Annotated in this window: 16 protein-coding genes and 1 tRNA gene; 7 read left to right on the plus strand and 10 right to left on the minus strand. The window is 32.6% G+C overall.

The features are described from left to right. The first annotated feature begins 233 nt into the window (after positions 1-233). From FN795_RS16275 to FN795_RS21440, 3 genes are all read left to right on the plus strand, one after another. On the plus strand, positions 234-1,250 hold the full coding sequence (locus FN795_RS16275; RefSeq protein ID WP_142451598.1) for a type I restriction enzyme HsdR N-terminal domain-containing protein: 1,017 nt from the start codon (positions 234-236) through the stop codon (positions 1,248-1,250). A gap of 11 nt (positions 1,251-1,261) precedes the next feature. Then, positions 1,262-1,675, plus strand: a complete 414-nt coding sequence (locus FN795_RS16280; RefSeq protein WP_142451599.1) for a hypothetical protein — start codon at positions 1,262-1,264, stop codon at positions 1,673-1,675. Between the two features lie 497 nt (positions 1,676-2,172). Next, positions 2,173-2,349, plus strand: a complete 177-nt coding sequence (locus FN795_RS21440; protein ID WP_167498090.1) for a hypothetical protein — start codon at positions 2,173-2,175, stop codon at positions 2,347-2,349. Between the two features lie 170 nt (positions 2,350-2,519). Here the strand turns inward: FN795_RS21440 and FN795_RS16285 are convergent. Further along, positions 2,520-2,593: transfer RNA gene (locus FN795_RS16285), tRNA-Ala, on the minus strand. Between the two features lie 147 nt (positions 2,594-2,740). Here FN795_RS16285 and FN795_RS16290 point away from each other — a divergent pair. The 4 genes from FN795_RS16290 to FN795_RS16300 all read left to right on the plus strand — a co-directional run bounded on the left by FN795_RS16290 (position 2,741) and on the right by FN795_RS16300 (position 5,084). Next, positions 2,741-3,505, plus strand: coding sequence for an enoyl-CoA hydratase/isomerase family protein (locus FN795_RS16290; protein WP_142451600.1), 765 nt, complete (start codon positions 2,741-2,743; stop codon positions 3,503-3,505). Between the two features lie 111 nt (positions 3,506-3,616). Further along, positions 3,617-3,793: a hypothetical protein gene (locus FN795_RS21445; protein ID WP_167498085.1), complete on the plus strand. Its 177-nt coding sequence runs from the start codon at positions 3,617-3,619 to the stop codon at positions 3,791-3,793. Positions 3,794-3,826: 33 nt separating this feature from the next. Continuing rightward, positions 3,827-4,279, plus strand: a complete 453-nt coding sequence (locus FN795_RS16295) for a 6-pyruvoyl trahydropterin synthase family protein (protein ID WP_142451602.1) — start codon at positions 3,827-3,829, stop codon at positions 4,277-4,279. A gap of 61 nt (positions 4,280-4,340) precedes the next feature. Then, positions 4,341-5,084: a UDP-2,3-diacylglucosamine diphosphatase gene (locus tag FN795_RS16300; RefSeq protein WP_026728343.1), complete on the plus strand. Its 744-nt coding sequence runs from the start codon at positions 4,341-4,343 to the stop codon at positions 5,082-5,084. On the opposite strand, the gene FN795_RS16305 is transcribed toward FN795_RS16300, so the two are convergent. The 9 genes from FN795_RS16305 to FN795_RS16345 all read right to left on the minus strand — a co-directional run bounded on the left by FN795_RS16305 (position 5,085) and on the right by FN795_RS16345 (position 13,237). Continuing rightward, complete coding sequence (locus tag FN795_RS16305) at positions 5,085-6,296, minus strand: cytochrome c3 family protein (RefSeq protein WP_142451604.1); 1,212 nt, start codon at positions 6,294-6,296, stop codon at positions 5,085-5,087. Positions 6,297-6,379: 83 nt separating this feature from the next. Continuing rightward, the gene (locus tag FN795_RS16310) at positions 6,380-6,736 is read right to left on the minus strand and encodes a hypothetical protein (protein WP_035653242.1); all 357 of its coding nucleotides are present in this window, start codon (positions 6,734-6,736) and stop codon (positions 6,380-6,382) included. Positions 6,737-6,886: 150 nt separating this feature from the next. Beyond that, positions 6,887-7,243 carry a hypothetical protein gene (locus tag FN795_RS16315; RefSeq protein ID WP_142451605.1) on the minus strand — a complete coding sequence of 119 codons (357 nt, stop codon included), beginning with the start codon at positions 7,241-7,243 and terminating at the stop codon, positions 6,887-6,889. Positions 7,244-7,417: 174 nt separating this feature from the next. Continuing rightward, positions 7,418-8,701 carry an MFS transporter gene (locus FN795_RS16320; protein ID WP_142451607.1) on the minus strand — a complete coding sequence of 428 codons (1,284 nt, stop codon included), beginning with the start codon at positions 8,699-8,701 and terminating at the stop codon, positions 7,418-7,420. Beyond that, entirely contained in the window at positions 8,688-10,391 is a 1,704-nt protein-coding gene (gene recJ / locus FN795_RS16325) for a single-stranded-DNA-specific exonuclease RecJ (protein ID WP_142451608.1), read from the minus strand. Before recJ ends, FN795_RS16320 begins: the two co-directional genes overlap by 14 nt. 181 nt (positions 10,392-10,572) lie before the next feature. Further along, on the minus strand, positions 10,573-10,917 hold the full coding sequence (locus tag FN795_RS16330; protein WP_008465164.1) for a HopJ type III effector protein: 345 nt from the start codon (positions 10,915-10,917) through the stop codon (positions 10,573-10,575). 11 nt (positions 10,918-10,928) lie between these two features. Beyond that, on the minus strand, positions 10,929-11,384 hold the full coding sequence (locus FN795_RS16335) for a hypothetical protein (protein WP_142451610.1): 456 nt from the start codon (positions 11,382-11,384) through the stop codon (positions 10,929-10,931). Between the two features lie 33 nt (positions 11,385-11,417). Further along, positions 11,418-12,137, minus strand: coding sequence for a 16S rRNA (cytidine(1402)-2'-O)-methyltransferase (gene rsmI / locus FN795_RS16340; protein WP_142451611.1), 720 nt, complete (start codon positions 12,135-12,137; stop codon positions 11,418-11,420). 71 nt (positions 12,138-12,208) lie between these two features. Then, positions 12,209-13,237 (minus strand): hypothetical protein, encoded by a 1,029-nt coding sequence (locus FN795_RS16345; protein ID WP_142451613.1) that lies wholly within the window; start codon positions 13,235-13,237, stop codon positions 12,209-12,211. Positions 13,238-13,381: the final 144 nt, after the last annotated feature.

Raw genomic sequence — 13,381 nt, forward strand, 5'->3', positions numbered from 1 at the left:
AAACTCTTTATTGTTTTGGTTTTCAGGTATAAACACTTGATGATATACATTTCTAAAATGCTACTTTTGGATAATGTCTTAATTAATCTATGTCGCTATGGTTTTCCGTAAAACTATTATTGATTAAATGAAGATATTTGTCCTAATTTAAAGTAATGATTTTTAAAGATTTAGTAATTGGTTAATTTTCATTAGTTTAGTTTTAATTTTCGTCTAACTAACAAACCTCTAAAATGACCACAAACATTCCTAAACAATCTATTAACCAATTAAAAAAAGCACTAGAGAATTTTAAAATTAATGATGCAATTGAATTGTGCACAAACGAAGCTCAAACTCGTAAATTTTTGATTGAACCATTTTTTCACCTTCTGAACTATATTTCTAATGATTTAATACCTGAATTCAATGCTGATTTTGGAGAAAGAGTAAGTCAAAAAATTGATTATGCGATTTTACTCAATAAAAAGGAAACTATTTTAATTGAAGCAAAAAAATATAATAGCAAACTTAGTGATAAAGAGGCTGGACAACTCAACGGATATTTTAATAACACTAAAAGTTCAAGAATTGCAGTTTTAACTAATGGAATAGAATATAGATTTTATTCAGATATTTTATTGCCAAATGTTATTGATACAAAACCCTTTTTTGTATTTAATCTGATTAATTATTCCGATAAAGATTTAGAAACGCTAATTAAATTCGACAAAAGATATGTAGTCATAAATGAGATTATTAAAACAGCGCAAGAATGTGTTTTCGCTGAAGATTTTGAAGCTAGCTTGTTAAAAGAATTTATTGCGCCTTCAAAAGATTTATTGAAGATTATTCATCGAAACATGAACTTCAAAACAAAGTTTACTGAAGAAACGCAAGGTAAAATGATTAATATGATTAATTCAGCGTTGTTAAAATCTTTATATGACAAAAAAGTAATTTCTGAATCAAACTCAAACACAGGAGGAATTATTACAACCGAAGCAGAGATTCAAGCTTATCATACTATACGGACTTTGCTGATTCAGAATAAAAAGATTCCAAGTCAAAGAATTTTCTTTAAAGATTTTAAAAGTTTTTTTAATATTAGTGTTGATGATAATTTAAAAAAGGTGATTTGTAAATTGATTTTTACAGATGCAAAATTGAAGATTGTAATCGAAAATAATGAGTATTTATTAAATAGTGTTGATGATGTTTTAAAGTATAAGAATGAATTGACAAATCGCACTCTTTTATTGCTGGAATAAAACTTTAAAATATGACTATTGAAATTGTTATTGGCTTGATTGGTCTCTGTATTGCCATAGCGACATTTGTCCAAAGTCAGAAACCTCAAGAAGTAAAGTTTATTGAGCCAAATGAAGAGATGGAGGAACTAAAAATTAGTTTTAAAATGAATCAAAAAATATCATTAGAAATTCAAGATTTGCTCAAAAAACACATAGAAGGTAATAAATGTCCGGATGAATTGTTTTTTCAAAAAATGACTTTTACAAAGTATTTGCAATTTTTAAAAGATAATTATAATGAGTGTCTTTCCGATGAAGTTTATGAGAGAACTCTTTCCAGAAGTATTTATACTAGACCAGTAATTGCTAGTATGTCAAATTCATTGCAAAATCAATTTCAAAATTTAATGCTGGTTAAAAATTATATTAAAGCTTTAGTCTAGTTTTAAAATTTGCAACTACTAATATAGTTAGAGATAGGTTTTTTAATAAAAAAAGCCATAACTTTTGTCATGGCTTTTTTGGGTATTTATCTATAATATGAATTTTCTATCTTAATAATTTCGGGGTACTAATTCAGAAATATTTAAAAATGATACTTAATTCAAAAACAGATACTTAATGTTTTTTTAAATTTAAGTGTGCTTTAGTCTTCTTTAGACTCATATTGTACTTAAATTTTTTGCAAAAGTACAAACAACATGTTGATTAATTCTCAATTTAAGGTTAAATTTTTGTTTTTTATTTAAAATAGCAATTTAAAAAAGTCCTAAAATTGCTTAATAGTTAATTTTAGAGCAAAAAAAGCTCTCGAATTAATGCATAAATTGTTTTTTGTAAATAATAAAAGGGTTCTTACAAATTTTTTAAATAACAGACTTAACTTTTTGATAATATACAGAAATCAAAAAAACTTTATATTTAGTATAAAATTCGCGTCATGGATATCAATTGGAATATAATAGGAATTGTAGCAATCTTGGTTGTGGTTTTGGTTGTGCTGACAATCAGAAAAAATCAGAAAGAAAAAAAGAAATTGGAAAATTTGCTGAATAACGATTTCAAAAAAGCGGAAAAAGATAGAGTGGATGCCGATGATTCGGCGAATGAGAAATAGTTTTTTTGTCATTTCGAGGAACGAGAAATCACACTAGAAACTCCGCAAACTAAGTCGCCATTCTTTGGCGAGCAACGAGTGTGATTTCTCGTTCCTCGAAATGACAAGATTGCGAAATCATAAAAAAACAAAACCCTTGTAAATTCTATTTTACAAGGGTTTTTAGTTTGTGGAGAATATCGGATTCGAACCGATCACCTCTACGCTGCCAGCGTAGCGCTCTAGCCAAATGAGCTAATCCCCCTTTTTTATTTTGACGTTGAAAAATTAAATGAGCTAATCCCCCAATACGTTAACAAATAAAGTTAAATAATTTTCAAAAAACAAATTTCGGTGAGTTTCTGAAGTATTATTTTTCAAAAGCGTAACTTTACTTTTAAATCTTTTTTTTATGAGTTTAGAAAATGCAAACGGAAGCTTAGAAACTTCTTTTCAAAATACTATTGCAACGGTTCAGTTTGGTCATCCTGCGAGTAATTCTTTTCCGCGTCAATTATTGGATCGCCTTACGGCAGAAATTAATTCTTTAAGCCGAAATGAAGAGGTTTCGGTTATTATTTTAAAAAGTGAAGGAAACAGAGTTTTTTGTTCCGGAGCTTCGTTTGATGAACTTTTGCAGGTAGAAAACGAAGAACAAGGAACTGAATTTTTCTCTGGTTTTGCTCATTTGATCAATGCAATGCGCAATTGCAATAAATTAATCATTGGTCGCGTTCAGGGAAAGGCTGTTGGAGGCGGTGTCGGAATTATTTCGGCTTGTGATTATGTTTTTGCTACGATGGAGAGTGCTGTGAAATTATCTGAACTTGCGATTGGAATTGGGCCTTTTGTAATCGAGCCGGCTGTTTCGCGTAAAATCGGAAAAAGAGCAATGACCGAAATGACTTTGGCAGCACACGAATGGAAATCGGCAGAATGGGGACTTCAAAACGGACTTTATGCCGCACTTTATTCTTTGGAAGAATTGGATAACGAAGTTCATAATTTCACTCAAAAACTAAGTTCATACAATCCTGAAGCTTTGTTTGAAATGAAAAAAATAATTTGGGAGGGCACTGAACAATGGGAATCATTGTTAATTGATCGAGCTAAAATCACAGGTAAATTGGTTTTGTCTGATTTTAGCAGAAATGCTTTGCTTCAATTTAAAAAATAAGGAAGACTAATAAATTTAAACACATAGAGATATAGCTTTTAAAACTGCAAAAAAAAAGCGTTTCACTTGCATTAAAAAACATAGCTATGTGTTTAAACCAAATTTTAGAATATGTATATCATTTCATTACTGCAAAAAGTTGACGTTGCAGAGAAAATTAAGAATGCACCAGACAGCGGTTATCAGATTGGTGTTGTCATTGGATCTTTTATTCCGTTCCTGATTTTAGGCGGAATTGCTTTGTGGATGTATAACCGTGCTAAAAAAAGAGACGAAAACGGTTATTAATTTGTAAATTTGCAAGCTTAAAATTAAACATCGATGAGTAATATTAGAATTACAAAACAATTTAGTTTCGAAACCGGTCACGCTTTGTACGGTTACGACGGAAAATGCAAGAACGTTCACGGACACAGTTATAAATTGTCGGTAACCGTTATTGGTTCGCCAATTACAGATCGATCGAATGTGAAATTCGGAATGGTAATTGATTTTTCTGACCTAAAGAAAATTGTAAAAGAAGAAATCGTCGATCAGTTTGATCATGCAACGGTTTTCAATCAAACTACGCCGCATATCGAATTGGCAAACGAATTGAAAAATCGTGGTCATCATGTTATTTTAGTTGATTATCAGCCAACAAGTGAAAATATGGTGGTTGATTTTGCTGAAAGAATTGTGGCTCGCCTTCCAAAAGGAATTTCTCTTTTTTCTCTTAAGCTTCAGGAAACAGAATCTTCATTTGCAGAATGGTATGCAAGTGATAATCAGTAAAAAGTAAATTGTTAAAAGTAAAACGTTTCACATCTCACAAATCACATTTCACAAAAGATAAATGAAAAAAATATATTTTGCCTCAGATCAGCATTTTGGTGCGCCAACTCCTGAGTTGAGTTTGCCACGCGAAAAAAAATTCGTAGCGTGGCTTGACGAGGTTAAAGAAGATGCAGAAGCTATTTTTTTGCTTGGTGATTTGTTTGATTTTTGGTTTGAATATAAAACGGTAGTGCCGAAAGGTTTTGTGCGTATTTTGGGCAAATTAGCTGAAATTCGCGACAGTGGTATTCCGATTTATTTTTTCGTCGGAAATCATGATTTATGGATGAATGATTATTTTGAAACCGAATTGAATATTCCGGTTTATCACGATAACAAAGAATTTACTTTTAACGGAAAAACCTTTTTAATTGGGCACGGTGATGGAAAAGGTCCTGGTGACAAAGGTTATAAACGAATGAAAAAGGTTTTTACAAATCCGTTTTCAAAATGGCTTTTTCGTTGGCTTCATCCAGATGTTGGCGTTAGTTTAGCGCAATATCTTTCGGTTAAAAATAAATTGATTTCTGGCGATGAAGATGTGAAATTTCTAGGTGAAGAAAACGAATGGTTGGTTTTATACGCCAAACGTAAACTCGAAACCAAACATTATAATTACTTTATTTTTGGGCATCGTCATTTACCAATGATAATTCCGGTTGGAGAAGATTCAAATTATGTAAATCTTGGCGATTGGATTGGTTATTTTACTTACGGCGTTTTTGACGGTGAGAATTTTGAACTTAAAAAATTCGAAAAATAGTTACTTTTTATCCATCGGATAAATACCAATCTTATGTGTTCGCAGAATATATTCAGAAAGTTGCTTACTGCTTGAAAGCTGAAATTTAATTGCTCCTGATGCTTTTTTCGGCATGTGACATTCCACACAATTAGAGGCCATTAGTTTTTCTGGCATTATTTTTTGTGTCTGTTCATTGTGTTTCAAATCTTGGTGACAGCTCATACAAATTTTGGAATACGAAGCCATATTTTTAGAAGCATTTTCATGGGGATTATGACATGTAATGCAATCCATTTTTTCACTGTTGATAAAACACTTGCTTTGTGCCATTAAACGAAATTGATTTCCATGGACATCAAATTGCGCCGTGTCTGTAATGCTTCTGGTTGCTCTATAAAACTCAGATAAATTATCTCCCGGTTTAAAATCAAAACGAGACTTTAATTTCATTCCATCATTTCCAGCATGGCAAAGCGCGCAGGCATCTAGTCTTTGTTGTTTACTTAAATTTTTAAAACTTGTAATGCTGTTTGCAATTTTTACATTCGGATTTTTCAAATGAAATTCGACATGTTTTTTGGCCGGACCATGACAACGTTCGCAATCAATTCCATAAACAATTGTTTCCTTTTTGATGATATCTTCAACATCCATAGACATCATGTTTTTTTCTGCAGAATTTTGATTCACATCTCGGCTGCTGGCATTTGAGGCGTGGCAAGAATAGCAGTCTTTCACTACCATTCGGTCAAAATAAGGTTTATCTGCTGGGAAACCCGGACTTGTCGCCCAGTTATTTATAGAATTGTAATAAGAAACAGGTAACTCGTAAGTATTGTTTTCACGCCAATAAACTGAAGTCTGCGCATGTTTTGTTCCAAATACAATTTCAAATTTATGCGCCTGGACCTCTTTTCCATTTTTATATAAAATCTGAAAAAGACTGTCGCCACGTTTTTCCATGACTAATTTTGTGTCTTTGTCATAAATAAAAGTATGATTGCCTTTGTCAAAATCACCAAGTACGTTTTCTAAAGTTGCCGGAGCAGTCGCTTTGAAATGAGAACTCTTCAAAGCCAGATCATATTGCGTTTGATGACACTGAATACAGCTTTCAGAACCTGCATAATCAGTACCGCGCGGGTCAATATAATCGTCAGAAGAATTTTTGCAGCTTGTAAAAACTAGCGTAAAAAGTATTAAGGCAAAAAGAATGCATGTTTTTTTCATTGCCGTAAATATACTTTTTTTTGAAGAAAATCAAAATATATTTCAATAATGAAAAAATGCTGTTAAAATATTTAGAATAATTCTTAATTCATGCCTACTCCATAAACATATTCGTCGAGTTCAATTTTAAATAAAGAACCTTCAACTAAATCTTTTATCGATTTCAATTCGGTCATAGAAACCGCTAAATCAATAGAATTACAAGGCGTTTTTAATAAAAATTTATGGCAGGAATATTTCATTTCGCAAGCTTCACAACAAGCATTTTCGATTATGCTGTCTTCAATTAAATCACAAAACTGATTGAGCTCTGATATAGTAAAATAAAAACCGGTTTCTTTAAAAACTAATTGTACTTTATCGATTATTGTTTGACTATTTTGTTTCCAGTAAAAAGCTATGCCAAAATTATTATGGTAGATTTGTTCTATTTCTCTCATCGTAAAACCTTTTATTTCAACAAATATAAATATTATTTATATTAATTCTAAATAAAAAAATCATAAAAGTTTGAAAAAAATCTTATCTCAGTTAGCATATCAGAGTACAGTGAAAGTTAAGATTTGTCTTCTGAGAAAGTTAGAAATGTTTTAGTTTATTCCAGGACCATAAATATATTCGTTGAGATTAAGTCGAAATAATGAACCGTCAACCAAATCTTTAATGGAATTTAATTCAATTGGGGATATTTCTAAATCTAACGCAACATAGGGTGTTTTCAATAAAAATTTATCGAATGTGCGTTTTACACCACGCGCGTCATAATCATTATGGTCTGTTACGCAGTCTTCAATTAAATCGTGAAATTCATTTAACTCCTGAACTGAAAAATAAAATCCCATTTGTTTAAAAAGAAGCTGAATTTTATCTGATACAATTTCGTTGCCTTCTTTCCAATAAAATGAAATTCCAAAATCGTTGCGGTATATCTGTTCGATGTCCTTCATGGCAATTTTTTAGGTTGCAAAGATACATACTGTTTGTATTAACACTTGATTAAGAAAAACATAAAAAAATGATAAAAAACCTTATTAATAATTGATTTTTAGTTGTTTATGAAAAATAAATAAGAGTAGGCAACCAATTTTGTTGTTCTGAGTAAAGTCTATAAATGATTTTTATTATTCCTGATTATGATGCTCTTCCATATCTCTTTTCAGATCTAAATTTCTAAAAGTAGGAGATATAAAACCGAAGCCTAAAACAGTCAAAAGTGTAATACTTCCTCCAAAAACAACGGAAGTAACAGTTCCCATTAATTTAGCGGTTGCACCACTTTCAAAAGCGCCTAATTCATTTGAAGATCCAACAAAAATTGAATTTACGGCACCCACACGTCCACGCATATGATCTGGCGTTTTAAGCTGTAAGATTGTCTGACGAATAACTACTGAAATTCCGTCAGCTAATCCGCTTAAAAATAAAGCAAAAACAGAAAGCCAGAAATAAGTAGAAAGTCCAAATAAAATGATTGATAATCCAAAAACAAAAATGGCGATTAAAAGTTTTTTTCCTGCATTTTTATACAAAGGTACATAAGCAGAAACGAGCATGGTAATAAAAGATCCAACAGCAGGTGCTGCTCTTAATATTCCAAATCCTTCAGCACCAACTTTTAAAATGTCCTGTGCAAAAATCGGTAATAATGCTACTGCGCCTCCAAAGAGTACAGCAATCATGTCAAGTGATAATGCGCCTAAAACAACTTGGTTTTTGAAGACAAAAGTTAATCCTTCGGTAAGACTGTCTTTTATCGATTCTCCAATCTTCGGATTTACGATTGGTTTTTTACTGATTTGTGACAAGGCAATTAAGGCGAGAATTGAGAATCCGAAAACCAGGCACATCGACCAGTGAACGCCAATCCAGTTAATTGAAAATCCTGCCAATGCCGGCCCCATAACGGCTCCAATTTGCCAAACTGAACTGCTCCAGGTAGAAGCATTTGGATATACTTTTTTAGGTATAATCAGTGATTGAAGAGAGAAAGTAGTTGGACCTAAAAATGCTCTAACCAATCCGCCCAAAAAGACTAAAGCATAAATGGAATATAAAATAACAGTCTGCGATAAACCACCAACAATTTTTGGCCATGTCAATAAAAACAATCCAAAACTAATTACAGAAAATCCCAGAATACATTTTACCAATAATCCTTTCTTCTCACTTTGATCGACAATATGTCCGGCAAATAAAGCCATTCCAACAGCAGGAATTACTTCCATCAAACCAATAATTCCTAGTGAAAGTGGATTTTTAGTTAAACTGTAGACTTCCCATTCGATCACAATAAATTGCATGGCCCAGGCAAAAACCATGCAGAAGCGCAGTAATAAATACACATTGAATTCTCTATAACGAAGCGCCTGGTAAGGATCTGGTTTACTTGATTTAATTTCTTCCATTTGTTCTAATGTCTTTCAGCATAAGCTGTGTTGAAATTGTGCCGTTCCATTCGTTTTCAGCAATTGTATAGGCTAGTTGAAACGGGTTTTGATTTTTTGTAATATCTATTTTTTTTCCGAGTCCAAAGCCAATTGCGGCAATTCCGTCGGAGTTGATTTGTTTTGCGAAAAGCCTTAAATGTTCGTCTTCCGAACCTAAGGTTTTTGCGTAACCAGTATCTTTTACATCAGAAGTCATAAAAACCGGTGTCATATTTTGTGGGCCAAAAGGCTCGAATTGTTTTAATATTCGAATTAATTTTGGCGTGATATCAGAGAAATCAATTTCTGCATCTATTTCGATTTCTGGTGTTAACATTTCGGGAAGAATAGTTTCCTGAACTTGTTTTTCAAAAGCGTTTTTAAAAGTCTGATAATTTTCTGCTTTTAAAGTCATTCCTGCCGCATACATATGTCCTCCAAATTGTTCCAAATGTTCTGCGCAGGCATCTAATGCATTATAAACATCAAAACCTTTTACAGATCGTGCTGAAGCAGCATATTTGTCGCCACTTTTAGTAAAAACCAAAGTCGGACGATAATAGGTTTCGATTAATCTTGAAGCTACAATTCCAATTACGCCTTTGTGCCAGTCTTCCTGAAATACAACTGTAGAAAAACGTTCTTCTTCGTTGTTTTCTACAATCTGTTGAAAAGCTTCTTTGGTGATTTTTTTGTCTAAATCTTTTCGGTCGGCGTTGTATTGTTCAATTTCTGAAGCAAATTGTTGTGCTTGTTCCAAATCAAATTCGGTTAAAAGCTCAACAGCATGATTTCCGTGTTTGATTCTTCCGGCCGCATTTATTCGTGGCGAAATAATAAATACAACATCTGTAATGTCTAAAACTTTCTTTTTTACCTGATGAACCAGAGCTTTAATTCCCGGTCTTGGTTCGCTGTTGATTACTTTCAATCCGAAGTAAGCTAGAACACGATTCTCTCCCGTAATCGGAACAATATCGGCAGCAATTGCCGTTGCAACCAAATCCAGATAGGGAACAAGATCTTCTACGGTTTCATTTCGATTTTGACCTAAAGCCTGAATCAATTTAAAACCAACTCCGCAACCGCATAATTCATCATAAGGATAGGAGCAGTCTTCTCTTTTCGGATCTAAAACGGCCACAGCATCTGGAAGTGTTTCTCCAGGACGGTGGTGGTCACAAACAATAAAATCAATGTTTTTTGCTTTCGCATAAGCGATATGATCAATTGATTTGATTCCGCAGTCGAGAGCTATTATCAAGGAAATTCCATTATCATCTGCGTAATCAATTCCTTTATATGAGATTCCGTAACCTTCGTCGTAACGATCGGGAATATAAGTCGCAATATTAGGATAATGTGATTTTAAATACGAAGAAACCAAAGAAACTGCGGTTGTTCCGTCGACATCATAATCGCCAAAAACCAGAATGTTTTCGTGGTTTTCAATTGCCGATTCGATTCGGGAAACCGCTTTGTCCATATCTTTCATCAAATACGGATCATGAAGATGTTCTAATGAAGGGCGAAAGAAATTTTTAGCATCTTCAAAAGTTTCAATGCCACGCTGAATCAAAAGTGTTGCTACAAAATCTTCTACATTTAAAGCTTGCGCCAAATGTTTGATTTTATCTTCAGAAGGTTTTGGTTTTAATGTCCAACGCATTTTTAAATGTAGATTTTAGATCTTAGATTTTAGATTGGAGAAATCAAAAATCGTTTAATCTGGATAGAAATTTTTTTGCCACTGATTTCACAGATTAAAAAAAAACTTTTAAATCCTTTAATCTGTGGCAGAAATATATTTTGTATTGAAAGGCCTTCGATTTAGCTCAGCCTTTCAAATGTTACTTTGCTTCTAAAGCGTTGCCCTCAAACTGAATTCCGTCCCAGCCTAAATTGATGAAATTTCTAATATTTTGATGATTTGTTCCATTTGGATCTCCTAAAACTTCTTCAAAATAAAAAGCGCCAAAACATGCTAAAGTTTCTTCTTTGCTTAAGTTTTGCAATTTTGCGAAAGAAAATAATTTACAAGAACCTGAGTTTTCTCCGGCTGCGTTATGTTGTGTTCCATTTTGAAAAGCGGTTGGAGTAAAGTTGTAGTTTTCTTCGATTACTGCAATCGTTTCAGGAAATGTGATTTGTGTTGGAGTTTGTTTTACTTTTTCTAAAAAGGCTTGAATGCTCATGATTTTTGATCTTATTTTTTTACGTTAAATGACATTTCATTTTGTATCATAATAGTTTTTCCTTCATATGGAATTTTTACTAATAGATGCATTTTGTTATCGTCAGTTGATTTTGGGGTAAAGTTGTAATTGAATTTTGTTTGATTATTTTCTCCAATTTTAATTTTTTTATTTCCGTCAATCTTATAAATTTCATATTTAGGTAATTTTTTATTGGATGTATGAAATAACATTACAATATTGTTCTTTTCTCCAATCTTAATAGTTTCAACATCAGGAACTCCGATTAACATTTGAGAGTTTAAAAAATCACGTTCATTTTTTGATAATGAATCTTTTAAGTTTTTATTCTCATTTTCAAGTTGGGAAATTTTATCTAATAAAGCCTTTTCTTCGTTTGAACGATTTTCTGAATTATTACAACTAAATAACGTAATACAGATAATTATAAAGATTAACTTTTTCATTTATTACAGTATCGTTTGGATTATAAATAAAACTTATTCGTCTTCATCCTTAGAATATTTACTTTTCTTAGCTTCTTTTTCTATTGTTTTTCCGGCAACGACCACGACGATTTCGCCTCTTGGCGCTGTTTTTTCGAAATGTGCCAAAACTTCTTTTGCGGTTCCGCGTACATTTTCTTCATGCATTTTTGATAATTCTCTCGAAACACAAACTTGTCGGTCTTCGCCAAAATATTGCACAAATTCAGCTAAAGTTTTAACGAGTTTATGCGGAGAAACGTATAAAATCATTGTTCTTGTTTCTTCGGCTAAAGCCAAAAATCGAGTTTGACGTCCTTTTTTGTCAGGAAGAAAACCTTCAAAAACGAATTTGTCATTTGGCAATCCACTATTTACTAAAGCGGGAACAAAAGCCGTAGCGCCAGGAAGACATTCGACTTCAATTTTATTTTCGACACAAGCACGAGTCAATAAAAAACCCGGATCTGAAATCGCCGGAGTTCCAGCGTCAGAAATCAAAGCGATAGTTTCGCCAGCTTTCAAACGTGCAATTAAATTTTCGGTGGTTTTGTGTTCGTTGTGCATGTGATGGCTGTGCATGTGCGTACCAATTTCAAAATGCTTCAACAATTTGCCACTTGTTCGTGTGTCTTCGGCCAAAATCAAATCGACTTCTTTCAAAACCCGAATGGCTCTGAAAGTCATGTCTTCAAGATTGCCAATTGGCGTTGGAACGATATATAATTTTGACATATTTTTTTATTCGTGAAATGTAAAATGTGAAATGTAAAATGTGAGATGTAAAATGTGAGATGTGAAAAGTGTTATGCGAATTTCTTCTCGATGATTCCCAGAAAACGTTCTGCGTAATCGTCTTTTCCTTCCCAGTTATTATAATCTGGTTTTACCATGTTTTCAATAAATTCCTGTGCTTCGCTATAAGTGTCAAAAGTCAGCAATTGATTTAAAACGCGACTATAATCTTCGGTGCTGTTTCCAAAAAGATTTTTGGTGAACGCAATTCGGTCGTTTAAATCGATATGAAAACCTTTTGCCAGTTTTTCATTTAAAGTTGTTGCTTTTGGTTCTGCTTTAGTTTCTAAAACGGCAGTTTCAACAACTTTCTTTTCTGCAAAATCAAATGTCGGAGTTGGAGAAACGGCTTCAAAACTGTCTACTTTTACAAACTGGGCATCAGCATAATTGATTCCGAAATCTTCGAACGCAATCGGGGCTGAAGTTGGTTTTGATGAACTTTCTACTTTTGGTTCTTCTATTTCTGACGGTTTCTCTAATTCAAAAGCGGGTTTAAAATCCGGAATTGGATTTAAATCATTGACTGTTTTAAATGAAAGATCATTTGCTTCGATTGTTTTTTTAGCTTCAGAAACAGCCGCTTGAATTTTTTCAATAATTGGATCTTTAGTACTTTCGACAGTTTCAGTTTCTTTAACTGCTTCAGCTTCTTCTACTTTCTCAACAATAGGTTCTTCAATAGATTCCTGAGTATCTTCTTCAATTGGCTCTGGAGTTGTTTCTTCTGGAATTTCGGCAATTATTTCTTCAACAATTGCTGGTTCAGGAGTTTTTTCAATTGCAATTGGAGTTTCAATTATAACTTCTGCCGGTGCTTCTTCTTCTTTTTCGAAAATAGTTTCGATTTCAGAACTGATTTCGCTGTGGCTGATTGTAGGTTTTACTTCGTCGAAATTTTCATCGACAAATTTTAAAATAGCTAATTTCTCATATAATTTCTGCGTTTCAAGGTACAATTGATTGATATCGGATTTGTTTTTAAGTTTTAAAATTCGATGTGCAATGCTGATTAAATCGGCTTCCAATTTTTTTTTCATAACTGTTGAAATTATAGTGAATAAGGTATTTTAGTGTATTTGATGTCTGAATGTCTTTAATCTTGAAGAAATTCAAAAGATAATTTTTTATTTCTGTTAATAAGCAATTCCAAATCTCCGATTTGATAAAAATTTTCTACTTTT

This window comes from Flavobacterium resistens (assembly GCF_900182645.1).
In the GTDB taxonomy this organism is placed as follows: domain Bacteria; phylum Bacteroidota; class Bacteroidia; order Flavobacteriales; family Flavobacteriaceae; genus Flavobacterium; species Flavobacterium resistens.

Excerpts from the sequence above, each read along its gene's own strand:
- FN795_RS16290 (WP_142451600.1), top strand. The coding sequence starts at position 2,741 with ATGAGTTTAGAAAATGCAAACGGAAGCTTAGAAACTTCTTTTCAAAAT.
- FN795_RS21445 (WP_167498085.1), top strand. The coding sequence starts at position 3,617 with ATGTATATCATTTCATTACTGCAAAAAGTTGACGTTGCAGAGAAAATT.
- rsmI (WP_142451611.1), bottom strand. The coding sequence starts at position 12,137 with ATGTCAAAATTATATATCGTTCCAACGCCAATTGGCAATCTTGAAGAC.
- FN795_RS16310 (WP_035653242.1), bottom strand. The coding sequence starts at position 6,736 with ATGAGAGAAATAGAACAAATCTACCATAATAATTTTGGCATAGCTTTT.
- FN795_RS16275 (WP_142451598.1), top strand. The coding sequence starts at position 234 with ATGACCACAAACATTCCTAAACAATCTATTAACCAATTAAAAAAAGCA.
- FN795_RS16320 (WP_142451607.1), bottom strand. The coding sequence starts at position 8,701 with ATGGAAGAAATTAAATCAAGTAAACCAGATCCTTACCAGGCGCTTCGT.
- FN795_RS16305 (WP_142451604.1), bottom strand. The coding sequence starts at position 6,296 with ATGAAAAAAACATGCATTCTTTTTGCCTTAATACTTTTTACGCTAGTT.
- FN795_RS16335 (WP_142451610.1), bottom strand. The coding sequence starts at position 11,384 with ATGAAAAAGTTAATCTTTATAATTATCTGTATTACGTTATTTAGTTGT.
- FN795_RS16345 (WP_142451613.1), bottom strand. The coding sequence starts at position 13,237 with ATGAAAAAAAAATTGGAAGCCGATTTAATCAGCATTGCACATCGAATT.
- FN795_RS16300 (WP_026728343.1), top strand. The coding sequence starts at position 4,341 with ATGAAAAAAATATATTTTGCCTCAGATCAGCATTTTGGTGCGCCAACT.
- FN795_RS16330 (WP_008465164.1), bottom strand. The coding sequence starts at position 10,917 with ATGAGCATTCAAGCCTTTTTAGAAAAAGTAAAACAAACTCCAACACAA.
- FN795_RS16280 (WP_142451599.1), top strand. The coding sequence starts at position 1,262 with ATGACTATTGAAATTGTTATTGGCTTGATTGGTCTCTGTATTGCCATA.
- FN795_RS16295 (WP_142451602.1), top strand. The coding sequence starts at position 3,827 with ATGAGTAATATTAGAATTACAAAACAATTTAGTTTCGAAACCGGTCAC.
- recJ (WP_142451608.1), bottom strand. The coding sequence starts at position 10,391 with ATGCGTTGGACATTAAAACCAAAACCTTCTGAAGATAAAATCAAACAT.
- FN795_RS16315 (WP_142451605.1), bottom strand. The coding sequence starts at position 7,243 with ATGAAGGACATCGAACAGATATACCGCAACGATTTTGGAATTTCATTT.
- FN795_RS21440 (WP_167498090.1), top strand. The coding sequence starts at position 2,173 with ATGGATATCAATTGGAATATAATAGGAATTGTAGCAATCTTGGTTGTG.